General features: G+C 71.2%; 21 protein-coding genes. 14 read left to right on the top strand and 7 right to left on the bottom strand.

Going from position 1 to position 25,306, the window contains the following annotated elements; translation table 11 throughout:
- Nucleotides 1–80: 80 nt before the first annotated feature.
- Both ITJ56_RS02185 and ITJ56_RS02180 read right to left on the bottom strand, forming a co-directional pair.
- A complete protein-coding gene (locus ITJ56_RS02185) occupies nt 81–737 on the bottom strand; it encodes a histidine phosphatase family protein (protein ID WP_194627110.1) in 657 nt (218 codons plus the stop codon).
- A 415-nt stretch (nt 738–1,152) separates the two neighbouring features.
- Nucleotides 1,153–2,685 carry an MFS transporter gene (locus ITJ56_RS02180; RefSeq protein WP_194627108.1) on the bottom strand — a complete coding sequence of 511 codons (1,533 nt, stop codon included), beginning with the start codon at nt 2,683–2,685 and terminating at the stop codon, nt 1,153–1,155.
- 193 nt (nt 2,686–2,878) lie between these two features.
- Here ITJ56_RS02180 and ITJ56_RS02175 point away from each other — a divergent pair, with 193 nt between their 5' ends.
- Nucleotides 2,879–3,403, top strand: a complete 525-nt coding sequence (locus ITJ56_RS02175; RefSeq protein WP_194627106.1) for a DinB family protein — start codon at nt 2,879–2,881, stop codon at nt 3,401–3,403.
- Between the two features lie 186 nt (nt 3,404–3,589).
- On the opposite strand, the gene ITJ56_RS02170 is transcribed toward ITJ56_RS02175, so the two are convergent.
- Nucleotides 3,590–4,552 carry a sugar-binding transcriptional regulator gene (locus tag ITJ56_RS02170; protein ID WP_194627104.1) on the bottom strand — a complete coding sequence of 321 codons (963 nt, stop codon included), beginning with the start codon at nt 4,550–4,552 and terminating at the stop codon, nt 3,590–3,592.
- Nucleotides 4,553–4,664: 112 nt separating this feature from the next.
- Between ITJ56_RS02170 and ITJ56_RS02165 the strand changes: the two genes are divergently transcribed.
- From ITJ56_RS02165 to ITJ56_RS02150, 4 genes are all read left to right on the top strand, one after another.
- Nucleotides 4,665–5,153, top strand: a complete 489-nt coding sequence (locus ITJ56_RS02165) for a ribose-5-phosphate isomerase (protein WP_194627103.1) — start codon at nt 4,665–4,667, stop codon at nt 5,151–5,153.
- Nucleotides 5,154–5,239: 86 nt separating this feature from the next.
- Nucleotides 5,240–6,322: a LolA family protein gene (locus ITJ56_RS02160; protein WP_194627101.1), complete on the top strand. Its 1,083-nt coding sequence runs from the start codon at nt 5,240–5,242 to the stop codon at nt 6,320–6,322.
- A gap of 62 nt (nt 6,323–6,384) precedes the next feature.
- Nucleotides 6,385–7,347 carry an ABC transporter ATP-binding protein gene (locus ITJ56_RS02155; protein ID WP_194627473.1) on the top strand — a complete coding sequence of 321 codons (963 nt, stop codon included), beginning with the start codon at nt 6,385–6,387 and terminating at the stop codon, nt 7,345–7,347.
- On the top strand, nt 7,334–8,194 hold the full coding sequence (locus tag ITJ56_RS02150; protein ID WP_194627099.1) for an ABC transporter permease: 861 nt from the start codon (nt 7,334–7,336) through the stop codon (nt 8,192–8,194). The genes ITJ56_RS02155 and ITJ56_RS02150 overlap by 14 nt, the downstream gene beginning before the upstream one ends.
- A gap of 31 nt (nt 8,195–8,225) precedes the next feature.
- Here ITJ56_RS02150 and ITJ56_RS02145 read toward each other — a convergent pair whose 3' ends face one another.
- Nucleotides 8,226–9,287, bottom strand: coding sequence for an NADP-dependent oxidoreductase (locus ITJ56_RS02145; protein WP_194627097.1), 1,062 nt, complete (start codon nt 9,285–9,287; stop codon nt 8,226–8,228).
- Nucleotides 9,288–9,474: 187 nt separating this feature from the next.
- The gene (locus ITJ56_RS02140) at nt 9,475–10,389 is read right to left on the bottom strand and encodes a metallophosphoesterase (protein ID WP_194627095.1); all 915 of its coding nucleotides are present in this window, start codon (nt 10,387–10,389) and stop codon (nt 9,475–9,477) included.
- A gap of 59 nt (nt 10,390–10,448) precedes the next feature.
- Between ITJ56_RS02140 and ITJ56_RS02135 the strand changes: the two genes are divergently transcribed.
- Nucleotides 10,449–11,459, top strand: coding sequence for a GntG family PLP-dependent aldolase (locus ITJ56_RS02135; RefSeq protein ID WP_323749697.1), 1,011 nt, complete (start codon nt 10,449–10,451; stop codon nt 11,457–11,459).
- 78 nt (nt 11,460–11,537) lie between these two features.
- Here ITJ56_RS02135 and ITJ56_RS02130 read toward each other — a convergent pair whose 3' ends face one another.
- Both ITJ56_RS02130 and ITJ56_RS02125 read right to left on the bottom strand, forming a co-directional pair.
- Nucleotides 11,538–11,876 (bottom strand): L-rhamnose mutarotase, encoded by a 339-nt coding sequence (locus tag ITJ56_RS02130; RefSeq protein ID WP_194627093.1) that lies wholly within the window; start codon nt 11,874–11,876, stop codon nt 11,538–11,540.
- Entirely contained in the window at nt 11,873–13,225 is a 1,353-nt protein-coding gene (locus tag ITJ56_RS02125) for an MFS transporter (RefSeq protein ID WP_228516926.1), read from the bottom strand. Before ITJ56_RS02125 ends, ITJ56_RS02130 begins: the two co-directional genes overlap by 4 nt.
- A gap of 402 nt (nt 13,226–13,627) precedes the next feature.
- Between ITJ56_RS02125 and ITJ56_RS02120 the strand changes: the two genes are divergently transcribed.
- From ITJ56_RS02120 to ITJ56_RS02085, 8 genes are all read left to right on the top strand, one after another.
- The gene (locus ITJ56_RS02120) at nt 13,628–14,638 is read left to right on the top strand and encodes a LacI family DNA-binding transcriptional regulator (protein ID WP_194627091.1); all 1,011 of its coding nucleotides are present in this window, start codon (nt 13,628–13,630) and stop codon (nt 14,636–14,638) included.
- Nucleotides 14,639–14,682: 44 nt separating this feature from the next.
- On the top strand, nt 14,683–15,780 hold the full coding sequence (locus ITJ56_RS02115) for a LacI family DNA-binding transcriptional regulator (RefSeq protein WP_194627089.1): 1,098 nt from the start codon (nt 14,683–14,685) through the stop codon (nt 15,778–15,780).
- Nucleotides 15,781–16,356: 576 nt separating this feature from the next.
- Complete coding sequence (locus tag ITJ56_RS02110; protein WP_228516924.1) at nt 16,357–17,688, top strand: ABC transporter substrate-binding protein; 1,332 nt, start codon at nt 16,357–16,359, stop codon at nt 17,686–17,688.
- A gap of 5 nt (nt 17,689–17,693) precedes the next feature.
- Nucleotides 17,694–18,626 carry a sugar ABC transporter permease gene (locus ITJ56_RS02105; protein WP_323749705.1) on the top strand — a complete coding sequence of 311 codons (933 nt, stop codon included), beginning with the start codon at nt 17,694–17,696 and terminating at the stop codon, nt 18,624–18,626.
- Between the two features lie 5 nt (nt 18,627–18,631).
- Nucleotides 18,632–19,504 carry a carbohydrate ABC transporter permease gene (locus tag ITJ56_RS02100; protein ID WP_194627465.1) on the top strand — a complete coding sequence of 291 codons (873 nt, stop codon included), beginning with the start codon at nt 18,632–18,634 and terminating at the stop codon, nt 19,502–19,504.
- Nucleotides 19,505–19,621: 117 nt separating this feature from the next.
- Entirely contained in the window at nt 19,622–21,928 is a 2,307-nt protein-coding gene (locus ITJ56_RS02095) for an alpha-L-rhamnosidase (protein WP_194627085.1), read from the top strand.
- Between the two features lie 117 nt (nt 21,929–22,045).
- On the top strand, nt 22,046–23,215 hold the full coding sequence (gene rhaI / locus ITJ56_RS02090) for an L-rhamnose isomerase (protein WP_194627077.1): 1,170 nt from the start codon (nt 22,046–22,048) through the stop codon (nt 23,213–23,215).
- Between the two features lie 3 nt (nt 23,216–23,218).
- The gene (locus tag ITJ56_RS02085; RefSeq protein WP_194627075.1) at nt 23,219–25,306 is read left to right on the top strand and encodes a bifunctional aldolase/short-chain dehydrogenase; all 2,088 of its coding nucleotides are present in this window, start codon (nt 23,219–23,221) and stop codon (nt 25,304–25,306) included.

Raw genomic sequence — 25,306 nt, 5'->3', positions numbered from 1 at the left:
CGCACAGGCAGACGGGAGGCCCGGTACCAGCTGGTACCGGGCCTCCTGTCCGTCTGCTGGTCGCGTGCGCGACCCGCGCGTCAGTACCGCTCGCCGGTCGGGTCGAGCGCCGTGCGGTCGATGAGCTGGTCGCCGCCGACGGGCTCGCCCTCCCAGTCGACCAGGTGCCAACCATCGGCGAAGGACCCCTCGAGCTCGACGATCCCGGTGTTCTCCAGGTGGCGCTCCGTGCCGAAGTGGTCCGGGGTGTTGTCGGCGGCCGCGCTCGCCCACGTGCGGATCGCCGCGCCGTGGCTGACCGCTGCCGCGACGGCGACCCCGGTGGCCTCGATCTGGCGGACGGCGTCGTCGTAGCGCGCGAAGAACTCGATCCCGCTCTCGGCACCGGGCATGCGGGTCGTGCGATCGCCACCGGACCAGCCGTGCACGGTCGAGATGTAGGTCTGCACCGAGACGGTGTCGCTCTTGCCCTGGGTGTCGCCCGCCTCGATCTCGCGCAGGCCGGGCAGTACCACGGGCTCGAGCCCGAGCGCGGTCGCGAGGGGTGCCGCGGTGATCTGCGTGCGGACCATCGACGACACGAACAGTCGCTCGATCCCACGGTCGGCGAGCGCCGCGGGCAGGGCGTCGGCCTGCTGCTGCCCGAGCTCCGTCAGCCCCGGTCCGGGCACCACGGCATCGAGGACACCGTTCACGTTCGCGGGGGTCTGGCCGTGTCGGATGAGCAGCAGTCGCATGCCGCCACCCTACGGACCGCCGCTGACGTCAGCCCTGCCGGGTGTTCCAGCGCGGGTTCTTCGTGGTCGAGCTTCGGGTCGGTGCTCGCGCTCGTCCCGACTGCGAAATCGTCGTGGGACGTCGATGCCCCGATCGGGCAGTCGCTGGTCCCGGCGTCGGAGCACCGGCACGAGTGAGGGCGGTGCGGGTGCGGGTTGCGGTGGGTGCGTGCGCATCTTCCGACAGAACGCGAGTCGATCGACGCGTGCAACGTCGTCTCATGCGTACGCATCCGGTACAAGCGCATGCAACGACAGAACACGCGTCGATCGACGCGTGGATCGTCGCAGTGTGCGCGCGCACGGACGGGAGGCGCGGTGCGGGTCGGACCCGCACCGCGCCTCCCGTCCGTGGTCACGCCGAGAGCCGCACGCGTCAACGCACCGGCGGCGCCTCCTGCGCAGCAGCGTCGCGCGCAGCGGCAGCAGCGGCGTCCTGCGCGGCGAACGGCAGGTCACCGAGGTCCAGGTGCGGGTTCGTGTCCTGCGTGAGCACGAGCTCCTTCGCCTCGTCCTCCGTCTCCACCGCCGGCATCGACCCGGGCAGCGGACGCTGCGAGGACTCCTTCATGCAGAAGACACCGATCGCACCGACGACACTCATCGCCATCAGGAAGTACGCCGGCGCCAGCTGGTCACCCGTCGCAGTGAGCAGTGCCTGCACGATCAGGGGGGTGGTCCCGCCGAACACGGCGATCGCGATGTTGTAGGCGAAGCCCATGCCGCCGTACCGCGTCGAGGTCGGGAACAGCGCCGGCAGCGACGCAGCCTGGTTCGACACCCACAGCGCGGTCATCAGCGCGAGCAGCCCGAGGCCGGCGAGCGTCGACCACTGCGCCCCGTGCCCGATCAGCATGAACGCCGGCACGACGAGCACGACCGTGGTGGCGGCACCGATCCACATCACCACACGGCGCCCGAGGCGGTCGGACAGCTTGCCGGTCAGGGGCAGCATCACCGCGAGCAGCAGGAGCACCGGGATCGTCAGCAGCGTGCCGTCGAGCGCGGAGTACCCGAGCGAGTCGGTCAGGTACGTCGGCATGTACGAGGTCAGCGCGTAGCCGACGGTGTTCGACGCCGCGACGAGCATGATCGCGATGACGATCGGACGCCAGTGCTGGCGGACCATCGCGACGACGCTGGCGGGGCGCTCACCGTCGAAGGACGCCCGGGTCTCGGTCGCGGCCTCCTGCGCGGCCTGGGTCGCCTGGAACACCGGCGACTCCTCGATGCGCAGGCGGAACCAGATCGCCACGACGCCGATCACACCGGCCGCCAGGAACGGGAACCGCCAGCCGTACGCGGTCATCGCCTCTTCGCCGAGGGTGATCTGCAGCACCGACACGACCGTGGCGCCGAGCGCGAAGCCCAGGTAGCTGCCGAAGTCCAGGATGCTCGCGAAGAACCCGCGGCGGCGGTCCGGGGCGTACTCGGTGACGAAGGTCGTCGCACCGGCGTACTCACCACCGGTCGAGAAGCCCTGCGCCAGCTTCAGCACGACGAGCAGGATCGGGCCGAAGACGCCGATGGTCGCGTAGGCGGGCAGCGCGCCGATCAGGAACGTCGACGCCGCCATCATGATCAACGTCGTGGCGAGGATCTTCTGGCGCCCGATGCGGTCGCCGAGGCGTCCGAACACGATACCACCGAGGGGCCGCGCGATGTAGGTCGCCGCGAACACCCCCAGGCTGAACAGGATCTGCACCGACGGTTCGGCCGTGGGCAGGAAGACCTTGCCCATGGTCACGGCCAGGTAGCCGTAGACACCGACGTCGTACCACTCCATGGTGTTGCCGACGACCATGCCGCTGACGGCTCGGCGCATCATGCTCTTGTCGACCACGGTGACGTCGCTCTCGCGCAGTCGTCGGTGCGGTCGGGGATGGGTACTGCTGGGGTCGGAACCCATGCACTGCTCCTCGGGGGGATCGGTTGACCGGCGGGGACCCGGCCCAGAACAGCGAGCGACGTTACCGAGCAACCGAAATGTCATTGGCCGGGGATTCTCAGGAACCGGCGTGTCACCCGGACGGGGGTCGCCGTCGATCCGCACCAGTCCGGCGAACCAGGAAGCTGAGTAACGAGGCCATAACATCGGCCCCATGGCGATCGAACCCGAGACGAAGAGCTGGACGTGGGTCATCGAGTCCGCGTGCCCCGAGTGCGGTTACGACGGCAGCACCGTGACGATCCGCGACGTGCCGGGCATCATCGACGAGAACACCGCCGGGTGGCCGGCAGTGCTCGGACGCGACGACGTCCGTGACCGCCCGGATGACCACACCTGGTCACCGCTCGAGTACGGCGCCCACGTGCGCGACGTGCACCGGAAGATGGCCGAGCGCCTCGAGCTGATGCTCACCGAGGACGCCCCGACCTTCCCCAACTGGGACCAGGACGCCACCGCCGTGCAGGAGCGCTACGGCGAGCAGGACCCCGCCGGCGTCGCGCGGGAGCTGCGGGAGTCGGCCGACCGCGCGGCCCGCGCCTTCGCGGCGGTGCCCGACGAGGTGCTCGAGCGCACCGGGCTCCGGTCCGACGGCAGCGCCTTCACCGTCGCGACGCTCGCCACCTACTATACGCACGACCCGGTGCACCACCTGTGGGACGTGCGGCGCACGCCGTAGACGCGGGAACCACCGGCCGGGAGGCGCGGTGCGGCCCCGCCCCGCGCCTCCCGGCCGGCGTACCGACCGGAACCGGGCGTACCGACCGGAACCGGGCGTACCTGCCACGAAGAAACGACCAGGTATGCCCGAATCCACCCTCCATCTCACGCGCGATGGGAAGGATCGGGCGCCGAGCCGGGTCGCTCAGGCGAGGGCGTCGAGCACGGCGCGCGCCGTCGCCGCGTCCGTCACCAGCTCGTTGACCAGCCCACCGCGGACGGCACCGACGATGCTCGACACCTTCGCGGCGCCGACGGCGACCCCGACGGCGTGCGGCACGGTCGACAGGATCTCGCGCGAGGTCCGCACCATCCGGTCGCTCCCGGGGAACTCGATGGCGGAACCGTCGGCGGCGTAGAAGTTCAGGCAGACGTCGCCGGTGGCCCGGTCGAACACGGCGTCCTCGACCGGGATGCCCCTGGCCAGGGCGTCGCGCGTGTGGGTCGGCGCACCGATGCCGAGGATCGCGCCCTTCGCCCGGCTCCACAGCCCGACGACGTGCTGGAACGCCGGGTCCTCGTCGAGGGTGGACCGCATCGCCGGGGACGGCAGCGCCTGGGCGAACAGGAACGCCGGGATCGCGCCGGAGTGCTCGGCGGCCGTCCGGGTGATCTCGTTCGTCTGGAACCACGGCATCGGGTCGGCCTGCCCGCCCACGGTCGGGACGAGCTGCACGCCCGACATCGCGGGCATGCCGGAGCGCGCGACGTCGTGGACGGTGCGCCCGGACGACATCAGGACGGCGTCGCCGGGGACCAGTCCCATCCCCTCCACCGCGGCAGCGAGGGGGGCGGCCAGGTCGGCGCCGAGCGTCGCCGCGTGGGTGACCGCGGCGAGGTGTACGGCTCGGAGCCCGAGCACGACCTGCAGGCGTTCGGCGAGCGCCACGGTCTCGTCCTGGAACGGGTCGACGACCTCGATGCGGACGAGTCCGGCCTTGCGTGCCTCGGCGACGAGCCGCGAGACGGTCGGTCTTGAGACACCGAGGCGCGAGGCGATCTCGACCTGCGTGGCGTCCTCGAGGTAGTACATCCGCGCCGCCTGGTAGACGGTGTCCAGCGGGAACCGGGTCCGGGCTCCGTCCGGGGTGGGGGTCTCGGCCGACATGGTGCGATGCTACCGCCACGCGCAGCGCAGAAATTGTGTGCTGGACAGATGTCCGTGGTCGTCGCAGACTGGAAGGAGCGTTCGGATCTCCGAGCGCGGAGGGAGCACACCCATGACGTACCGTCTCGTGATCGGGTCCGACGACGCCGGGTTCGACTACAAGGAGATCATCAAGGCCGACCTGGTCGCCGACGACCGGGTGTCGGACGTGGTCGACGTCGGCGTCGACGCGGACGGGCACACCGCCTACCCGCACGTCGCCGTCGACGCTGCACGCCTGGTGGCGAACGGCGAGGCCGACCGCGCGATCCTGATCTGCGGCACCGGCCTCGGCGTGGCGATCAGCGCCAACAAGGTCCCGGGTGTCCGCGCTGTCACCGCACACGACTCGTACAGCGTGGAGCGCTCGATCCTGTCCAACGATGCCCAGGTGCTCTGCATGGGGCAGCGCGTCGTCGGCATCGAGCTCGCACGACGCCTGGCGAAGGAGTGGCTCGGCTACGAGTTCGACCGCACCAGCGCGAGTGCCGAGAAGGTCAACGCCATCTGCGCCTACGACGGCAGCGCCCCCGCCGGCGTCGACGCCGGAGCGAGCGCCTAGTTCGGCCCGTTTTGCGGATGCCCAGCTGCCTGTCGGGGGGCGGACGTACCGTACCGACGACTCTGCTGCTCCACGAGGGGAACCCGATGAAGAAGTCAGCATGGCTGCCAGCCGTCATCGCACCGGTCGTCGTCGCCGGAGCCGTTGCCGCCCCGATGATCGCGAACGCTGCGAGCGACCCGATCGCGGGGACGAACCCGAGCGCGGCGGCCGTCATCGCCAGCATCGCGAAGTCCTCCGACGCCCAGTACTCGGGCAAGCTCTCGCAGACGAGTGCCCTCGGCCTGCCGGAGCTGCCGACCGGGACCGGTGGCTCCTCGCTCGAGGGTGACGCCTCCGACGTGCTCGGCCTGCTCACCTCGGCGCACACCGCGCGCGTCTACGTCGACGGCCCGGACAAGCAGCGCGTCCAGCTGACGCAGCAGCTCGCCGAGCAGGACGTCGTCCGCAACGGTGCCGAGGTCTGGACCTGGGACTCGAAGGAGCGAACGGCCACCCACGTGACCCTGCCGAGCGACGCCGCGGAGGACCCGCAGGACGGCACGACCACCCCGGCCGACATCGCGAAGCAGGCCATCGACGCGATCACCCCGACCACCACCGTGTCGAAGCCGACCGAGGTCAGCGTCGCCGGACACGACGCCTGGCAGATCACCCTGACGCCGAAGTCGTCGGACACCCTCGTCGGAGCCGTCCGGCTGGCCGTGGACCAGCAGACCGGGCTCCCGCTCCGTGCGAGCGTCGAAGCAGCCGGCGGGGACGACCCCGCGGTGCAGGTCGGGTTCACGAGCCTCGACTACGGTGCCCCGGCCGCGCGGCTGTTCGACTTCACCCCGCCGTCGAACGCGAAGGTCACCGAGAAGGACCTGTCCGACGCCGGAACCGACGCGGAGGGTGAGCACCGCGGGCACGGCGGCGAGGCCGAGCGCAGCGGTGACGAGCCGAGCTTCACCGGCACGGGCTGGAGCACCATCGCCGAGCTCCCCGCCGGCACGGTCGACCAGTCCGGGCTCGAGGGCGAGGCCTCGGGCCTGCTCGACCAGCTGACGAAGCCCGTCGACGGCGGGCGTGCCGTGCAGACGTCGCTCGTCTCCGTGTACCTGACCGACGACGGCCGTGTCCTCGCGGGTGCGGTGCCGGTGGCCTCCCTGGTCGCCGCTGCGAAGTGAGCGCGAGCCACGACGACGTGCGCGCCAGCCCCGACGGGGTGCGCACGACCGGACCGGACGCCGTGCAGGCGACCGCCCCGGCGACGGCCACCGACCTCGCGATCCGCACCACGGGCCTCCAGAAGGTGTTCCGCAAGCAGCGCGCCGTCGACGGCATCGACCTGGCGGTGCCGCGCGGCGCGGTCTTCGGGTTCCTCGGGCCGAACGGCTCCGGCAAGACCACCACGATCCGGATGCTGCTCGGCCTGTCGAGCGCGACGGGCGGCACGATCCAGGTCCTCGGCGAGCCGATGCCGAAAGCGTTGCACGAGGTCCTGCCGCGGGTCGGCGCGCTGGTCGAGGGGCCGGCGTTCTACCCGTACCTGTCGGGCCGGGCGAACCTGCAGCGCTTCGACGCGGCCGACCCCACGTCGGACCCCCGCACCCGGAAGGCCCGCGTGGCGAGCGCGCTCGACCGCGTGGGGCTGACGCACGCGGCGGACAAGAAGGCGCACGCGTACTCCCTCGGCATGAAGCAGCGGCTCGGCCTGGCGAACGCCCTGCTCTCGCCGCGCGAACTGCTGGTGCTCGACGAGCCGACCAACGGCCTCGACCCGCAGGGCACGCGGGAGGTCCGCAACCTCATCCGTTCCCTGGCCGACGACGGCACGACGGTGTTCGTGTCGAGCCACCTGCTCGCCGAGATCGAACAGGTGTGCACCCACGCCGCGGTGATGCGGACGGGCAAGATCGTGGCGCAGGGCCCGCTGGACGAACTCCGCTCGGCCGGCGCCCGCACCGTGACGGTCCGCACCCCCGACGTCGGGCAGGCGAGCGCGGTGCTCGCACGACTCGGACTCGCCCCGCGGCACGACGGCGGCGCCGACGTCCTGGTCGCCGACCTGCCGAACGACTTGCTCCCGGAGACCATCACCGCCGAGCTCGTCCGCGCCGATGTCCGGGTCCGTGGCCTGACGGTCGGCGGCGGGACGCTCGAGGACCTGTTCGTCGCACTCACCGGAGAGGGATTCGATGTCGCAGCCTGACGCGGCCGTGCGCGACCTGCCGGTCCGCCGCCGGCAACGGCCGTTCGCCCTGCTCGGCTCCGAACTCGCGCTGGTGTTCCGCCGGCGTCGTACCTGGGCCATGTTCGGGGCGCTCGGCCTGGTCCCGATCCTCATCGCGATCGCAGTGCGGCTGACCACCGACGGCGACGACGGCGGCCCGGCGTTCCTCGGGGACATCACCAACAACGGCCTGTTCGTGGCGTTCACCGCGCTGACCGTCTCGATCCCGCTGTTCCTGCCGCTGACCGTCGGGGTGGTGGCGGGAGACACCGTCGCGGGCGAGGCGAGCCACGGCACGATCCGCTACCTGCTCGTCGCGCCGACCGGCCGGGTGCGGTTCATCCTGGTCAAGTTCGCCGGCGCGGTGGCGTTCTGCCTGGCTGCGACGCTGCTCGTGGTGCTGGTGGGGGCGGCGATCGGTGCGGTGCTGTTCCCGATCGGTCCCGTCACGCTGCTGTCCGGCACGCAGGTCGGTGGCTGGTCGTACGCCGGTCGGGCACTGCTGCTCGCGCTGTACGTCGCACTGTCCATGCTCGGGCTCGTGGCGATCGGGATGTTCGCCTCGACGCTGACGAACGTGCCCGTCGGGGCGATGGCGGCGACGGTCGTGCTCGCCGGGGCGTCGCAGGTGCTCGACCAGCTGCCGCAGCTCGACTGGCTGCACCCGTTCCTGTTCTCGCACCAGTGGCTCGGGTTCGGCGATCTGCTCCGCGACCCGATCTCGTTCGACTCGTTCGGGTCGAACGCGCTGCTGCAGCTCGGCTACGTCGTCGTCTTCGGGGCGCTGGCGTACAGCCGGTTCGCCTCGAAGGACATCCTGAGCTGACGCGGCGCGGATGCGCGCCGCGTCAGCTGGCTCAGCTCGCCGGTGTCGCCGTCCCGCCGGCCATCGTCTCCGTGTCCGTCCCGCGTTCCTCGGCGTACCGGTCGCGCAGGTCGCGGGCCTTCTCGGAGCGGTACCAGTCGAGCCGTGCGCCGGTCTCGACGGTCTGCATCCCGATCACGACCTTCCCACGCGACTTCATCTCGGCCAGGTCCTCGTACGCCTCGACGATGTACTCGAACGGGTAGAAGCCCGAGATGAGCACCTGCACGCGGCGGTCCTGCACAGCCTTGGCCAGCAGGGTCAGGAGCTCGCGGGTCTCCTCGTCCTCGGCGGGCGCCCGGAGGAACCGGACCTCGATGTCCCGACGCTCCTCCGACGACACGAACCGTTCGGTGCTGACGCCGAGCCGCTCGGCCAGCAGCTCGGCGTTGCTCTCGCCGTGGTTGTCGATGAACGCGGTGACCTGACGACCGTCGGCGATGGCGCGGATTCGGTCCTCCTCGCCCTCCCCGTAGGCGACGGGCAGCGTGCCGATCTGGCGCAGGTAGTCGTGGTTGCGCGGGCTGCCGAGCGCGATGACGGTCGCGCCGGAGTCGTGCGCCAGCTGGCACTCGATGTGGCCGACCCCGCCCGCCGCGGCCGTGATGACGACGGTGTCCTTCGGTCCGAGGCGGAGTGAGCGCACCACCGACACCGCGGTGCAGCCCGCCAGGTACAGGCCGCCGGCGACCTCCCACCCGACGTGCTCCGGCTTCTTGATCACGGCGCCGCGCGGCACCGCGATCCAGGTGGCGTGCGCCCCGCCCTGCGGCGCGTGTCCCATGACCTCGTCGCCGATGCGCAGGTCCTTCACGCCGTCGCCCCGCGCACGGACGATGCCCGCGAAGTCGACGCCCTGGTGGGCGGGGAACTCGAGGTCGACGTGGTCGCGGAGCTTTCCCTCACGCAGGAACCGCTCGATGTGGTTCAGGCCCGCCGCGACGATCTCGACGACGATCTCGCCGGGGCCGGCCGTGGGCTTCTGCTGGGGGACGAGCTCGACGACGTCGAAGTCGCCGTACCGGTCGTACTGCACTGCACTGCCGATGCGCATGGGCTGCTCCTTCGCTGACGTGTGCGTCCGGCCTACTCGGTGTTCCCGCGTGCAGCCCGAGGGGGTGCGGGCACCGGCACCCGAGACGCGACCAGACGGCGGACGGGAGGCCCGTGACGGCCCCGCCACGGGCCTCCCGTCCGCCTCGACGCGCGTGCACTTCGCGTGGTGCGCAGCGAGACCGTGGTCAGTGCTTGCCGGCGGCGGCGATGACCGCGCGGACCGACTCGGCGTCGATGTGGAACGCGCGTGCCTCGGCGTCGCCGGCGACGCGGACGGGTGTCGACCAGACGCAGCCGTCCTCGGCGACGTCGACGACGAGGGCACCGCTGGCGACGACGGCGGACTCCTCGTCGTACGGTCCGACGACGTCGGTGTCGTTCGCGACCCCGGGCGCGACGAGGACGGGGACACCGGCGAGCGACCCCGCGAAGTGGTGGTGGTAGTGCCCGGCGAGGACCACCCGGACGTCGGAACCACGGATCGCGTCGGCGAGCGCGCCGGGGTTCTGCAGGCGCAGCGCCTCGTGCAGCTCGGTCGGGGCGGGCAGCGGCGGGTGGTGCAGGACCACGACGGTGCCGTGCGGTGCTCGTTCGTCGGCGGCGAGTGCTCCGCGCAGCCGCTCGAGGGCGGTCTCGCTCAGCTCGCCGTACCCGGCACCGGGCACGCTCGTGTCGACCGTGACGACGCGTCGGCCGTCGACGATCGACTGCCCGGACACCGGGACCGAGGGCGGCAGGTACTCCATGGTGTGCACGAGCCGGTGGCCGCCCTGCCCCAGGACGTGGCCGTTCGCGAGCACCTGACGGAAGCCCTCGCGCTGGTCGTGGTTGCCGGGCACCGCGACGAACGCGGCCCCGTGCCGCTCCGCCCAGCCGCCGATCCGGTCGCGCACCGCCGTGTAGGACGACGGGCTGCCGTCCTCGGACACGTCGCCGGAGACCACGACCAGGCCGATGCCGGGCACCCCGTCCACGTGCGCGAGCACGCGGTCGAGCGCCGCGGCCGTGTCGACCGAGCCCTGGTGCAGGGCACCGTCGCCCGTCAGGTGGGTGTCGGAGAGGTGGAGGACGCGGAGGGTTCCGGCTGCGGGCGGCTGCATGGGGACCACGGTAGCCACGCGGGCCATCGGTCGACTCGGGCGCGGGGTAGCGTTTGCTGGTGACCGACGCGACCATCGACCTCCGTTCCGACACCGTCACCCGGCCGACCGCAGCGATGCGCGCCGCGATGGCCGACGCCGAGGTCGGCGACGACGTCTTCGGCGAGGACCCGGAGACCAACGCCCTCGAGCGCGAGGTGGCCGCGCTGCTCGGGCACGAGGCCGGCCTGTTCACCCCGACCGGGTCGATGGCGAACCAGCTCGGGCTGCGGTTGCTCGTGGCCCCCGGTTCCGAGCTCGTCGCCGACCAGCAGGCCCACGTCGTGCGCGCCGAGCTCGGTGCCGCCGCGGTGTTCTCCGGCATCACCACCCGCACGTGGGCGTCCACGAACGGTCGACTCGTCGCTTCCGCCGTGCGGGACATCGCCGAACCGAACGCCGGCGCCTACTCGGTGTCGACCACCGCGATCGCGATCGAGAACACCCACAACTTCGGCGGCGGCACCGTGCAGCCGGCCGCGGAGGTCCGCGCGGTGCAGGCGTACGCGCGCGAGCACGGCATCGCCCTGCACCTGGACGGCGCCCGGCTGTGGAACGCGCACGTCGCCTCGGGCACCCCGCTGTGGGAGCTCGCCGACGGGTTCGACACCGTGTCCGTCTGCCTGTCGAAGGGCCTCGGCGCCCCGGTCGGCTCGGTGCTGGTCGGGTCGACCACGACGATCGCCGCCGCACGGATCTGGCGGAAGCGGTACGGCGGGGGCATGCGGCAGACCGGGTTCCTGGCGGCGGCCGGTCGGTTCGCGCTGGCGCACCAGGTCGACCGGCTCGCCGAGGACCACGGGAACGCCCGCGTGCTGGCTGCGGCGCTCGATGTCGACCCCGCGTCGGTCGAGACGAACATCGTGTTCGCCGAGGTGTCGGACCCGGCGGCGTACGTCGCGGCAGCCGCCGCAGCGGGGATCCGGCTCATGCAGCTCGGGCCGCGCCGGGTGCGGTTGGTCACGCACCTCGACGTGTCGCGCGAGGACGCGTCATGGGCCGCCGGGGTGCTGCGCTCCCTGCCGCGGTAGGGCGGGGGCGCGCGGGGCTGCGGGCCGTCCGGCGGTGCGGCCGGCACGGCGCTGCGGGCGCACGGCGCAGCGGCCCGCTCACTCGGCGGCGGCGAGCTGGTCCTCCAGGTTGAAGACCTCGGGCAGCACCCGCGCCGTCTGGTCGGCCCGCCCCACGGCCCCGGCGAAGAGGTCCTGCATGTGCGCCTCCCACGCCGCCGCGACCTCGGAGGCCGCGAGCGCCGCGTCGGCACCGGCCACCGAGTCGGTCTCGTAGTACCCGACGAGCAGCCCGTCGTCGTCGAGGAACAGCGAGTAGTTCCGCCGTCCTGCCGCCGCGATCGCCCGGAGCATGGCGGGCCACACACGCGCGTGCCGCTCACGGTAGGCGTCGAGCAGGTCGACCTGCACCTGCAGCCGGAAGCAGACCCGCGTCATCGTCCCGCCTGCTCGCGGCGCCGCTCGGCCTCGTGGACGGTGCGCTCGTCGGCGGAGCGGACCGTGCCGGTGACGGTCGTGACGGTGCCGTAGCGTTCGGCCTCGATCGCCTCGAGGGTCTTGCCCTGCGTGCGCGGAGCCCAGATGGTGCCGACCAGGAACGACAGCGCGAGGAGTCCGAGGATGAGTCCGCCGAGTGCCCGGAGCCCGATGTCCGCCAGCAGCAGCGGGAACCAGATGCTCAGCAGCCCGACCATGACGCGGGCGCCCAGGAAGAGCACGCCCTGCGCACTCGCGCGGTACCGGGTGGCGAAGAGCTCGCTCGTCCACAGTCCGTAGAACGCCTGCGCGCCGATGCCCGACGACATGCCCCACGCGACCGCGAAGAACAGCAGGGTGCCGAGGTTCGCGGGCGCGTAGATGAGCACGGCCCAGGCGATGATCGCCAGCACGGCCCCGATCGCGAACAGCACACGGCGGCTGACCCGGTCGGCGTACCGCATGAAGCCGAAGTACGTCGCGGCGACGGTGCAGCCCCACACCAGGATCTGCAGCCCGTACTGCTCGGTGACGCTCGTGACCCCGGTGGCGGCGTAGACCCGCGGCTGGAAGATGCCGGCCTGTCCGGCGACGGTGTTCCACAGCGCGTAGACGCCGAACAGGAACAGCATGGCGGTGAGGTTCTTGCGACGGCTGAACAGCTGCGTGATGCCGTGGAGGAAGGTCGCGGTGCCGGTGGCGGCACGCTCGTCCTTCCAGATCACCGACTCGGGCAGGCCCCGGCGGAGCCACCAGACGACCGCGGCGACGACGAACAGGTGCGCGAAGATCAGGCGGCTGCCGAGCAGGCCGAGCGGTGCCGCGGCGATCGCCAGGGCGAACCCCACCATCGGGCCGATCGACCACGCGAGCTGGGCGGTGCCGACGTGCGCGGCTCGCTTGTCCGCCGGAGCCTGCTCGGCGATGTAGGTCCAGCTCGCCGGCACGCCGGCACCGACCGCGATCCCGGTCAGGATGAACCCGACCAGGAGCACGCCGTAGCTGCCGGCGAACACCGCGAGCAGGATGCCGAGCATGTAGAGCAGCAGGTCGTACGTGTAGATGAACTTCCGGCCGTAGCGGTCGCACAGTGGTCCGCCGAGGACCGCGCCGAGGGCGGCGCCGAACGCGTTCGCGGACAGGCTCGCGAGGAGTCCGACCTCGAGGTCGCCGATCCGGAACTCCGCCTGCCAGAGGCTCAGGCTCGTGGCGATCGCGATGATCGACCCCGACTCGATGTAGTTCGACATGGCCACCGAGACGGTGGCCTTCCAGCCCGTGGTGTTCCGGGCTCCGATGCGGACCGCCATTGGTCCTCCGTTCGCGTGTTCGTCGGTGAATCGTTTCAACGGGACGACGAGGACGATAGCGCTCCGGCCTGCGCGCTGGCAAGACCCGCTCGCCGGGGTAGCGCCTCGCACCGTGCGAGGGGTCGCCCGCCCCGCGCGAGGTTGCGTACTCCGTGCGACCACTCCCCCCTCGCACCACCGACGGAACCTCGCACCAGCGCGCGACCCCGCACCGTGTGAGGCAGCGTCCGCGCGGCCCCGCGCGCACCCGGCGGACAAGCTCGCACCCTGCGCGGGCAGTCGACGCGACCACCCGACGGACGGGAGGCCCGGTGCGGCCCCGCCCCGCGCCTCCCGTCCGCGTTTTCCACAGATCACGGCGCGAGCCGTCCGGAAGCCCCGCCACGATGCCAGGATGGCCACATGGCGGTCAGTGTGCGAGAGGTGGCAGCGCTCGCCGGCGTGTCCCTCGGCACGGTGTCCAACGTGCTGAACCGGCCGGACAAGGTCGCGCCGGGCACAGTCGAACGGGTGCAGTCGGCCATCGCGACGCTCGGGTTCGTGCGCAACGACTCGGCGCGCCAGCTCCGGGCCGGGCGCAGCTCCACCGTGGGACTCATCGTGCTCGACGGGGGCAACCCGTTCTTCACCGACGTGGCCCGTGGGGCTGAGGACGCCGCGATGGACAACGGCCTCGCGGTCCTGATCGGCAACTCGGACGAGTCCTCCGACCGCGAGCGCACCTACGTGGACCTGTTCGAGGAACGCCGGGTCGCCGGGCTCCTCATCTCCCCGGCCGGCGACGACCTGTCGCGCCTGGCCCGGCTGCGCGACCAGGGCACGACCGTCGTGCTCGTGGACCGGCGCGCCGACGACGAGCACTTCGCCTCCGTGTCGGTGGACGACGTCGCAGGCGGGCGGATCGCGGTTGAGCACCTGGCCTCCATCGGGCGCACGCGCATCGCGTTCGTCGGCGGCCCGTTCACCATCCGACAGGTCACCGATCGGCACGCCGGCGCCCTCGCCGCCACACGGGCCGCCGGGATCGAGCTCGAGGTCCTGCCGACCGCGTCGCTCTCCGTGCTCGAGGGGCGGCGCATCGGTGAAGCCATCCAGGCGCGCCCTCCGGCCGAACGGCCCGACGCCGTGTTCGCCGCGAACGACCTGCTCGCGGTCGGGCTCGAGCAGGCGTTCATCATGCGCGGCACCATCGCCGTGCCGGAGCAGATCGCGATCGTCGGCTACGACGACATCGCCTTCGCCGAGGCCGCGGTCGTCCCGCTCACCTCGGTCCGCCAACCGGCGCAGGACCTCGGTCGCCGAGCCATCGAGCTCCTGACCAAGCAGGTCGAGCAGGGGCAGGACATCGACCTCGAGCACGTCGAGTTCACGCCGGAACTCGTGGTCCGCCAGTCCTCCGTGGCGGACGCGTAGGGGCGCGGTCCGGAGACGGGTCGGTCGCCGCCTACGATCGGAGCATGGTGCATGTCCCCCGGCGCGACGGCCCGCCGAGCGTGCACCACGTCGCCGCGAAGGCCGGCGTCTCGCTCGCCACCGTCTCGAACGTCCTGAACCACCCGGAGCGCGTGGCCGACGCGACCGCAGCCCGGGTCCGTCACGCGATCGACGAGCTCGGGTACACCCCGAACCGCAACGCGCGGGCCCTGGTGTCCGGCAGCACCCGCGCGATCGGACTCGTGGTGATGTCCCTCCGGAACTCCCTGTTCAGCGACATGGTGAACGGTGCGCAGCTCGCCGCGCGGGAGCGCGGGTTCACCCTGCTGATCGCGAGCAGCGAGGACGACCTGCAGGCGCAGGGCGAGCACCTGGCGTACCTCGAGAGCGCCCGGGTGTCGGGGATCCTCCTCGCCTCGATGACCGACTCGCGTGAGCAGGTCGAGGCGGCCCGACGCCACGGCCGGCCCGTCGTCTACGTGAACCACGAGCCGACCGAGGTCGATGCGTGTTCGGTGGTGGTGGACAACGAACAGGCGGCGTTCATCGCGACCGAGCACCTGATCGAGCGCGGCTGCCGGCGCATCGGCTTCGTGAGCGCCCGCCCGGAGCTCCAGCCGGTCGACCGCCGACGAGCCGGGGTGCTCCGCGCGATCGCCGCGCACCCCGGGGTCGGGCTCGTGGACGTCGACGCCGGGGACATCGACCCTCCCGGCGGCACCGACGCCGGAGTCCGCATCGCCCGGATGCCCGCGGCCGAACGGCCCGACGGCGTGCTCGGCGTCACCGACCTGCTCGCGATGGCCGTCGTCTCGGAGCTCCGCGCCGCCGGCCTCCGCGTCCCCGAGGACATCCCGGTGTCGGGCTGCGACCACAACTCGGTGGCATGGGGTGGCGCGGTGCCGCTGACCTCGGTGACCATGCACGGGTCCGAGATGGGTGGGGCTGCGGTGGAACTGCTGCTCGAGGAGCTGACGGACCCGACGCACGTGCACCGGACGGTGGTGCTCGGCAGCGAACTCGTGCCGCGCGAGAGCACGCTCGGCCGGGCCGGCGCGGCCGCCGCAGCCCGGGGCGCGGTCGCGGTCACGCCGAGCGACCCGAGGCGCACCGAGGCCTGACCGGCGGCGGACCATCCCGCGAGAGCGACACATCCGCGGGTCGTTGCACCGTCCGGTCCGCCAGAGCGACAGATCTCCGCGAACGTTCGGCGGCACGCTGTCGCTTTCGCGGGAAGCGGGAAGCGGGAAGCGGGAAGCGGGAAGCGGGCCGCGGGGAGCGGGCCGCGGGCCGGCCGCCGCGCACGACGCGACGCGGGCCGCTCACGCGACCGGGCACCGGACGGGAGGCGCGGGGCGGGGCCGGCACGGGCCTCCCGGCCGGCGGGCGGCGCGACCACCGCACGGTGCAGCGCCGACGTCAGCTCGGTGCGAGGTTCCGCACTCCGTGCAGGGCTGCGGGCGGGGCACGGAGTCTGGAACCTCGCACCGAACGGACGGGCCACGGCGCCACCGCGCGCCACCGCCAGCGCGAGATCGCGCAACAAAACCGGCACAGCGATTGACACGCTTCAATGCACATGGTTCCATCCTGATTGAAACGTTCTAAAACGCAGCAACCGGGCCCCGCGACGGAGCGGGACCCGGGTCCGTTTCACCCGGGGTACCCCAGCCCCGGGCCTTACGAGGAGGTAAGGAATGTCAGCTCGTTCCATGACCACGAGGTCGCTCGCGAAGCGCGTGATCGCCATCGGCGGCGCGACGGTCCTGATCGGCAGCCTCGCTGCCTGTTCGTCCAGCGGCTCGGCCGACGACGGCGGCAAGGTCGAGATCACCTACCAGGCCGACAACGCCCCGGCCACCGCAGCCACCGCGAAGCCACTCATCGAGGCCTTCGAAAAGGCCAACCCCGACATCACTGTCACGTTCGACACCCGCCCCCAGGGCACCGACGGCGACAACCTGATCAAGACCCGGCTGTCGACCGGTGAAGCAGCCGACGTCTTCAACTACAACTCCGGCTCGCTCATGCAGGCCCTCAACCCGGACAACACCCTGGTGGACCTGTCCGACGAGAGCTGGGCGAAGGACGTCGACCCGCAGTTCACCAAGGTCGTCAGCACCGACAAGGGCATGTACGGCGCCCCGTTCGGCACGAGCTTCGGCGGCGCGGTGCTCTACAACAAGACGGTCTACGACGACCTCGGCCTGCAGGTCCCGACGACGTGGGACGAGTTCATCAGCAACAGCGAGAAGATCAAGGACGCCGGTGACGTCGCCCCGATCATCCAGACCTACGGCGACACCTGGACCAGCCAGCTGTTCGTACTCGGCGACTTCGCCAACATCACGGCGCAGCAGAAGGACTGGGCGGACAAGTACACCGCCAACAAGGAGTCCTACGCCGACGAGCCGGCACTCGCCGGGTTCGAGCACCTGGCCGAGGGCAAGGACAAGGACCTCTACAACGAGGACTACGCCTCGGCCACCCAGGCGAACGGCCTGAAGATGCTCGCGGACGGCACCGGGGCGCAGTACCCGATGCTGACGAACGCGATCTCCGCCATCCAGCAGGACTCCCCCGACGCGGTCGAGGACATCGGCGCCTTCGCGCTGCCCGCCGAGGACGCTGCGGACACGAACCTGACCATCTGGGAACCGAACGGCCTGTACATCCCGAAGACGACCGAGGGCGACAAGCTGGCGGCGGCGAAGAAGTTCGTCGCCTTCGCGAACTCGACCGAGGGCTGCCAGGTGCAGAACGACACCGGCACCCCCGCGGGCCCGTACGTCATCTCGACCTGCGAGCTGCCCGACGACGTCCCACCGATGATCGGCGACCTGCAGCAGTACCTGGACGACGGCAAGGCGAGCCCGGCGCTCGAGTTCCTGTCCCCGATCAAGGGCCCGAACCTCGAGAAGATCTGCGTGCAGGTCGGCTCGGGCATCACCACCGCGGCGAAGGGCGCCGACCAGTACGACGACGACGTCGTGCAGCAGGCACAGCAGCTCGGCATCAAGGGCTGGTGACCGGCGTGACCGCGACCCTCACGACGGCGGTGGCCCCACCGCAGACACGCAAGTCCGGCCACCCAGGACCCGCGCGCAAGCGGATGCGCTCGTTCTACCCCGCGTGGTTCTTCATCCCCGCGATCGCGCTGTACGTCGTGTTCTTCGCGGTCCCCACGTTCGCCGGGTTCTACTTCTCGCTCACCCGCTGGACGCTGTTCGACCAGACCTTCATCGGGTTCGACAACTTCGCCCGGTTCTTCCAGGACCCGCAGCTCGTCTCCGGGTTCGTGCACACGTTCCAGTACGGCTTCGTGACGAGCGCGGCGAAGGTGGTCCTCGGACTCGCCCTCGCCCTGCTCCTCACGTCGCCCGTGCTGGGACGCGGCTACCTGCGAGCGGTCGTGTTCTTCCCGGTGCTCGTGTCGACGATCGGCATCGGCATCACGTTCAAGGCGCTGATGGACCCGTTCCACGGGATCATCAACGGCGTCCTGGGTTCGGTCGGCCTGCCCACCCCCGGGTGGCTGACCGACCCGGCACTCGCCCTGTGGAGCGTCGCCGCGGTGGACGTCTGGAAGGGCGTGGGCATCGCGACACTCATCTTCATCGCCGGCATCGTGGCGATCCCGCAGGAGTACTTCGAGGCAGCACGGGTGGACGGGGCGAGCGCGTGGTCGATCTTCCGGACCATCACGCTGCCGCTGTCCCGCCCTGCGATGGGCACCGTCATCATCCTGTCGCTCATCGGCGGCCTGCGGTCCTTCGACCTGATCTGGGCGATGACCGGCGGCGGGCCCGGGTTCACCAGTGACGTGATCGCGAGTGTGATCTACAAGCAGTACCAGGCGGGGTTCTACGGCCTGTCGACCGCCGGGAACGTGGTCCTGTTCGTCGTCGTCACAGCGATCATGGTCCCGATCTCGTGGCTCCTCAACCGCAAGGAGGCAGACCTGTGACCGCCATCACCAACCAGCGGCTCACCCCGGCCGCACCGCGCGGACGCCACCCCGGTCGCACACGCAGGTGGGTCATCGGTTCGATCGCCATCGTCGTCAGCTTCGTGGTCTTCCTGGTGCCGTTCGTCTTCGTCCTGCTCCAGGCGGCGAAGAACCCGGCAGAGGCGAACCAGCTCGGCTTCAGCCTGCCGACGGAATGGCAGCTGTGGCAGAACCTGCAGGGGGTCTTCCAGAGCGGTGACGGCGGCATCCTCCGCGCGTTCTGGAACAGCGCCCTGCTCACCGTGGGCAGCGTCACCGTCATGGTGGTGTTCTCCGCGATGGTCGGTTACGTGCTGCAGCGCCGACCGAGCAAGTGGAACGGTCTGATCAACTTCTTCGTGCTCGCCGGCCTCATCGTCCCGCCCGCGATCGTCCCGACGATCTGGGTGCTGCAGGGCCTCAACCTGTTCAAGACGATGGGCGGGATGATCCTCATCGAGGCGACCTTCGGCCTGTCGTTCTGCATCCTGCTCTTCCGGGCCTTCGTCGCGACGATCCCGAAGGAACTCGACGAAGCCGCAGTGCTCGACGGCGCCGGCCCGGTCCGACTGTTCTTCGGGGTGGTCCTGCCGCTGCTCAAGCCCGTGATCATCACGGTCGTGCTCGTGCAGTCGGTGACGGTCTTCAACGACTTCACGAACCCGCTGTACTTCCTGCCGGGGTCCGAGAACGCCACGGTGCAGCAGACGCTCTACGCGTTCCAGAGTCAGTCGGTCAGCCAGCTGAACCTGCTGTTCACCGACGTGCTGCTCATCACGATCCCGCCGCTGGTCCTGTACATCTTCTTCAACCGTCAGATCGTCGCCGGCATGACCAGCGGCGCTGTCAAGGGCTGACGCCCACCCCGGCCTGGAGGCGCGACCCGCCTCCGCCACACCGCCCACCCGCGCGGGTGGCGGCCCCACGACCCCGCACCGGTCGACGACGACCGGTCGCGTGAAAGGACCCACCACATGACCACCTGGACCGCACCGTTCATCGCGGCCGACACGGACCTCGGCAGTGCGCCGATCCTGCGTCGCGAGTTCACCCTCGACGACGGCCACGGCGCCGTCACCGCCGCCACCCTCGACGTCAGCGCGCTCGGCGTCGTCGAGGCCTGGCTCGGCGGGCAGCGGGTCTCCGACCACCTGCTCGAACCGGGGTGGACGAGCTACGAGTGGCGCATCCGCGTCGTCTCGCACGACGTGACACCGCAGCTCGTCGACACCACGCCGGGACAGCCGGCAGTGCTCGCGCTCGTGATCGGCAACGGCTGGGCCGCGGGTCGCCTGGCCTGGGGCGGCGGGGGCGGCTGGTACACGAACGAGCGCGCGGGGTTCGCCGAACTCCGGATCAGCTTCGCCGACGGCCACGAGCAGCACGTCGCGACCGACACCGACTGGCAGGCGCTGCCGAGTGCGATCACCGCCGACCAGCTCTACGACGGGCAGGACGTCGACGCCCGGATCGACGACACCTCCTGGAAGCACCCGGGGGCACCGCAGGGCACCACCGGCGTGCACCCCGTCGACATCGGCGAGCGCGAACTCGTCGCCGACACGGTGCCACCGGTGCGCCCCCTGGCCGAGATCGCCCCGGTCGACATCTGGACGAGCCCGTCCGGGGCGACGCTGGTCGACTTCGGCGTCAACCTGGTCGGCTGGATCCGCGTCACCGCGAGCGGCCCGTCCGGCACGGTCCTGACCCTGCAGCACGCCGAGGTGCTCGAGCACGACGAACTCGGCACCCGTCCGCTGCGCACGGCGAAGGCCGCGGACCACTTCATCCTGAGCGGCAGCGGCGTGGACGGTACCGACGAGCCCGACACCTTCGAGCCCCGCTTCACCTTCCACGGCTTCCGGTACGCGCAGGTCTCCGGGTTCAGCGGCACCCACGACGAACTCCGCGGCGCGATCACCGCCGTGCAGGTCGGCTCGGACCTCGTCCGGACGGGCACCTTCGGGTCCAGCCACGAGCTCCTCAACACCTTCCACGACAACGTCGTCCGCGGCATGCAGGGCAACTTCCTCAGCGTGCCGACGGACTGCCCGCAGCGCGACGAGCGGCTCGGGTGGACGGGCGACATCGCCGCGTTCGCCCCGACGGCCTCGTACCTGTTCGACACCAGGACGTTCCTGGCCGACTGGCTGCGCGACGTCTGGCTCGAGCAGCAGCACGCCGACGGGGTCATCCCGTTCGTGGTGCCGGACGTGCTGAAGTACTCCCCTGCCGAGGACTTCGGGAAGCCCGACGCGACCGCCATCTGGTCGGACGCCGGCGTCTGGGTGCCGTGGACGCTGTACCAGGCGTACGGCGACACGGCGGTGCTCGAGGAGCAGTTCGAGTCGATGGCCGCGCACCTCCGCCGGGTCCGCGACCACCTGTCCCCGGAGGACCTGTGGGACACCGTGTTCCAGTTCGGCGACTGGCTCGACCCGGATGCCCCGCCGGAGGCCCCGGCCGACGCGAAGGCCGACAAGGGTGTCGTCGCCACGATCTGCGCCTACCGGTCCGCGACGATGGCGGCGGACGCGGCGGAGCTGTTGGGCGGTCACGAGGCGGAAGCGGCGGAGTTCCGGGAACTCGCGACGCGCCTCCAGGCCGGGTTCCGTACCCACTACCTGCAGGACGACGGCCGGATCCTGTCGGACGCGACCACGGTGTACACGCTGGCGATCGTCTTCGGGATCCTGTCCGAGCAGGAGCAGGCCGCGGCGGGCGACCGTCTCGCCGAGCTGGTCGAGGCGTCCGGGTACCGGATCTCGACGGGCTTCGCGGGGACGCCCTTCATCACCGACGCGCTGACGCAGACGGGCCACCTGGACGACGCGTACCGGCTGCTGCTGCAGACGGAGTGCCCGTCGTGGCTGTACCCGGTGACGATGGGCGCGACGACCGTGTGGGAGCGGTGGGACTCGATGCTGCCGGACGGCACGATCAACCCGGGCGAGATGACGTCGTTCAACCACTACGCGCTCGGTGCCGTGGCGGACTGGATGCACCGGGTCGTCGGCGGCCTGTCGGCGCTGGAGCCCGGGTACGCGTCGGTGCTGATCGCGCCGCAGCCAGGTGGGGGCCTGGCGTGGGCATCTACTTCGCTCGACTCCGTGCACGGGCACATCGCGGTGCGGTGGGAGCTCGTCGACGGCGAGTTGCTCGTCCGCGCCGAGGTGCCCGAGGGTGTGTCGGCGGTGGTGCGCCTGCCGGGCGCTCCCGACCAGCGCGTCGGCGCTGGAACGCACGACCTCCGCGCCCCCGCTGCGGTCCCCACCGCGTAGGGGTCTGCCGGAACCTGGTTCCCCCACCCACCCCACCACCGCACCACCGCGGTTGCGCGAAGCGTGCGCAAGCCGTACCGTATGAAACGATTCAATCGCACACGAGGAAGTGACACGATGACATCGACCAGCTTCAACTCAGTCGCCGACCAGCTGGCACGACAGCAGATCGAGCTGCCCAGCTGGGCCTTCGGCAACTCCGGCACCCGCTTCAAGGTGTTCAGCACGCCCGGCACCCCGCGCGACCCCTACGAGAAGATCGCCGACGCCGCCCAGGTGCACCGGTACACCGGCCTCGCCCCCACCGTGGCGCTGCACATCCCGTGGGACCTGGTCGACGACTTCGCCGACCTGAAGCGCCACGCCGAAGAGCACGGCGTGCGTCTGGGCACCGTGAACTCGAACACGTTCCAGGACGACGACTACAAGTTCGGTGCCCTGACCCACACCGACGCCGCGGTCCGGCAGAAGGCGATCGACCACCACCTGCGCTGCATCGACGTGATGGACGCCACCGGCAGCCGTGACCTGAAGATCTGGCTGGCCGAGGGATCGAACTACCCCGGCCAGGCCGACATGCGCGAACGCCAGGACCGCCTGCACGACTCCCTCAGCACGATCTACGACCGCCTCGGCGCCGACCAGCGCCTGGTGCTCGAGTACAAGTTCTTCGAGCCGTCGTTCTACCACACGGACGTTCCCGACTGGGGCACGAGCTACGTGCAGACGAGCGCGCTCGGCGACAAGGCGATGGTCTGCCTGGACACCGGCCACCACGCCCCCGGCACGAACATCGAGTTCATCGTGATGCAGCTCCTGCGCCTCGGCAAGCTCGGGTCCTTCGACTTCAACTCGCGCTTCTACGCCGACGACGACCTGATCGTGGGGGCGGCGGACCCGTTCCAGTTGTTCCGGATCCTGGTCGAGGTCATCCGCGGCGGCGGCTACGACAACCCCGACGTCGCGTTCATGCTCGACCAGTGCCACAACGTCGAGGACAAGATCCCCGGCCAGATCCGATCCGTGCTCAACGTGCAGGAGATGACGGCCCGGGCGCTGCTCCTCGACCGCGTCGCACTGACCGCCGCGCAGGAGGCCCACGACGTCCTCGGCGCGAACGAGGTCTTCATGGACGCGTACCAGACCGATGTCCGCGGGGACCTCGCCGCGTGGCGGGAATCGCGCGGTCTGCCGGCGAACCCGATGCGCGCGTACCTGGAGTCCGGCTACCAGCAGTCGATCGCCGCGGGCCGCGTGGGCGGCGTGCAGGCCGGCTGGGGCGCGTAGGACATGACGATCAACGACCTGGAGGCACGGGTGGACCCCGCAACGCACGGCACCGACGCAGACACCACGATCAGAACGCTCATCGCGCGCTCGAACGCGCTCGGCTCGGATCCGCGGATCACGAACTACGCCGGCGGGAACACCTCGGCCAAGGGCACCGACACCGACCCCGTCACGGGCGAGCCGGTCGAGCTGCTCTGGGTGAAGGGCTCCGGGGGCGACCTCGGCACCCTGACCTCTGCGGGCCTCGCCGTCCTGCGGGTCGACCGGGTCCGAGCACTCGAGCAGGTGTACCCGGGCGTCGACCGCGAGGACGAGATGGTCGCCGCCTTCGACCACACCCTGTTCGGTCGCGGTGGGGCCGCCCCGAGCATCGACACCGCCATGCACGCCCTCGTCGGCGCCGCCCACGTCGACCACCTGCACCCCGACGCCGGCATCGCCATCGCCACCGCGGCGGACGGCCCGGCCCTGACGTCGACCATCTTCGGCGACAAGGTGGTGTGGGTGCCGTGGCGCCGTCCGGGGTTCCAGCTCGGCCTCGACATCGCCGTCGTGAAGCGTGACCACCCGCAGGCGATCGGCACGATCCTGGGCGGCCACGGCATCACCGCGTGGGGCGACACCAGCGACGAGGCCGAGGTGAACTCGCGCTGGATCATCGCCACCGCCGAGCAGTACATCGCGGAGCACGGGAACGCCGACCCGTTCGGCGCCGTGCGCCCCGGGTACGAGGCGCTGCCCACCGAGGAGCGACGGGGACGCGCCGCAGCCCTCGCACCGACGATCCGCGGCATCGCCGGCCACGACAAGCCCGTCGTCGGCCACTTCACCGACAGCGACGTCGTGCTGGGCTTCCTGGCGTCGGCGCGCGCCGACGAACTCGCAGCGCTCGGCACGAGCTGCCCCGACCACTTCCTCCGCACCAAGGTGAAGCCGCTCATCCTCGACCTGCCCGCCACGGCCACCGTCGACGAGCAGATCGACCGCCTGAGGACCCTGCACGAGCAGTACCGCGCGGACTACCAGGCCTACTACGACCGGCACCGGGCGCCGGACTCCCCCGCCATCCGCGGCGCCCATCCCCTCATCGTGCTGGTGCCCGGCGTCGGGATGTTCTCGTACGGCAAGGACGCCCAGACCGCCCGCGTCGCCGGGGAGTTCTACACGAACGCCATCAACGTGATGCGCGGCGCCGAGTCGCTCAGCACCTACGCCCCCATCGACGAGGCCGAGAAGTTCCGGATCGAGTACTGGGCCCTCGAAGAAGCGAAGCTCCAGCGCATGCCGAAGCCGAAGAAGCTCGCCACCCGCATCGCCCTGGTCACCGGCGCCGCGAGCGGCATCGGCAAGGCGATCGCGAAGCGCCTGGCGGCCGAGGGCGCCGCGGTCGTCATCGCGGACCTGGACGCGCAGAAGGCACAGGACGCCGCCGAGGAGATCGGCGGCCCGGACCAGGCCATCGGCGTCGCGGCGAACGTGACCAGCGCTGATGACATCGACCGGGCGATCCAGGACACGCTGCTGCACTTCGGCGGCCTCGACCTCGTCGTCAACAACGCCGGACTCTCGCTCAGCAAGAGCCTGCTCGAGACCACCGAGCAGGACTGGGACCTGCAGCACGACGTCATGGCGAAGGGCTCGTTCCTGGTGTCGAAGGCCGCGGCGAAGGTCCTCATGGGACAGGGCCTCGGCGGTGACATCGTCTACATCTCGTCGAAGAACTCGGTGTTCGCCGGTCCGAACAACATCGCCTACTCCGCCACGAAGGCCGACCAGGCCCACCAGGTCCGGCTGCTCGCGGCCGAACTCGGCGAGTACGGCATCCGGGTGAACGGCATCAACCCCGACGGCGTCGTACGCGGCTCCGGCATCTTCGCGAGCGGCTGGGGCGCCAACCGGGCGAGGACCTACGGCATCGAAGAGCAGGACCTCGGCGCGTTCTACGCGCAGCGCACCATCCTGAAGCGCGAGGTCGTGCCCGAGAACGTCGCGAACGCCGTCTACGCCATCTGCACCGACGACTTCTCGCACACGACCGGCCTGCACGTCCCCGTCGACGCGGGTGTCGCAGCGGCGTTCCTGCGGTAG

It is taken from the genome of Curtobacterium sp. VKM Ac-1376 (genome assembly GCF_015351025.1).
Lineage (GTDB): Bacteria > Actinomycetota > Actinomycetes > Actinomycetales > Microbacteriaceae > Curtobacterium.
Note: the sequence above shows the minus strand (reverse complement) of the source record. Positions and strands in the feature narration are given on the sequence as shown.

Bases quoted from the DNA above. Each gene is read 5' to 3' on its own strand.
- ITJ56_RS02185 (WP_194627110.1), bottom strand. From the start codon at position 737: ATGCGACTGCTGCTCATCCGACACGGCCAGACCCCCGCGAACGTGAAC.
- ITJ56_RS02180 (WP_194627108.1), bottom strand. From the start codon at position 2,685: ATGGGTTCCGACCCCAGCAGTACCCATCCCCGACCGCACCGACGACTG.
- ITJ56_RS02175 (WP_194627106.1), top strand. From the start codon at position 2,879: ATGGCGATCGAACCCGAGACGAAGAGCTGGACGTGGGTCATCGAGTCC.
- ITJ56_RS02170 (WP_194627104.1), bottom strand. From the start codon at position 4,552: ATGTCGGCCGAGACCCCCACCCCGGACGGAGCCCGGACCCGGTTCCCG.
- ITJ56_RS02165 (WP_194627103.1), top strand. From the start codon at position 4,665: ATGACGTACCGTCTCGTGATCGGGTCCGACGACGCCGGGTTCGACTAC.
- ITJ56_RS02160 (WP_194627101.1), top strand. From the start codon at position 5,240: ATGAAGAAGTCAGCATGGCTGCCAGCCGTCATCGCACCGGTCGTCGTC.
- ITJ56_RS02150 (WP_194627099.1), top strand. From the start codon at position 7,334: ATGTCGCAGCCTGACGCGGCCGTGCGCGACCTGCCGGTCCGCCGCCGG.
- ITJ56_RS02145 (WP_194627097.1), bottom strand. From the start codon at position 9,287: ATGCGCATCGGCAGTGCAGTGCAGTACGACCGGTACGGCGACTTCGAC.
- ITJ56_RS02140 (WP_194627095.1), bottom strand. From the start codon at position 10,389: ATGCAGCCGCCCGCAGCCGGAACCCTCCGCGTCCTCCACCTCTCCGAC.
- ITJ56_RS02130 (WP_194627093.1), bottom strand. From the start codon at position 11,876: ATGACGCGGGTCTGCTTCCGGCTGCAGGTGCAGGTCGACCTGCTCGAC.
- ITJ56_RS02125 (WP_228516926.1), bottom strand. From the start codon at position 13,225: ATGGCGGTCCGCATCGGAGCCCGGAACACCACGGGCTGGAAGGCCACC.
- ITJ56_RS02120 (WP_194627091.1), top strand. From the start codon at position 13,628: ATGGCGGTCAGTGTGCGAGAGGTGGCAGCGCTCGCCGGCGTGTCCCTC.
- ITJ56_RS02115 (WP_194627089.1), top strand. From the start codon at position 14,683: ATGGTGCATGTCCCCCGGCGCGACGGCCCGCCGAGCGTGCACCACGTC.
- ITJ56_RS02110 (WP_228516924.1), top strand. From the start codon at position 16,357: ATGTCAGCTCGTTCCATGACCACGAGGTCGCTCGCGAAGCGCGTGATC.
- ITJ56_RS02095 (WP_194627085.1), top strand. From the start codon at position 19,622: ATGACCACCTGGACCGCACCGTTCATCGCGGCCGACACGGACCTCGGC.
- rhaI (WP_194627077.1), top strand. From the start codon at position 22,046: ATGACATCGACCAGCTTCAACTCAGTCGCCGACCAGCTGGCACGACAG.
- ITJ56_RS02085 (WP_194627075.1), top strand. From the start codon at position 23,219: ATGACGATCAACGACCTGGAGGCACGGGTGGACCCCGCAACGCACGGC.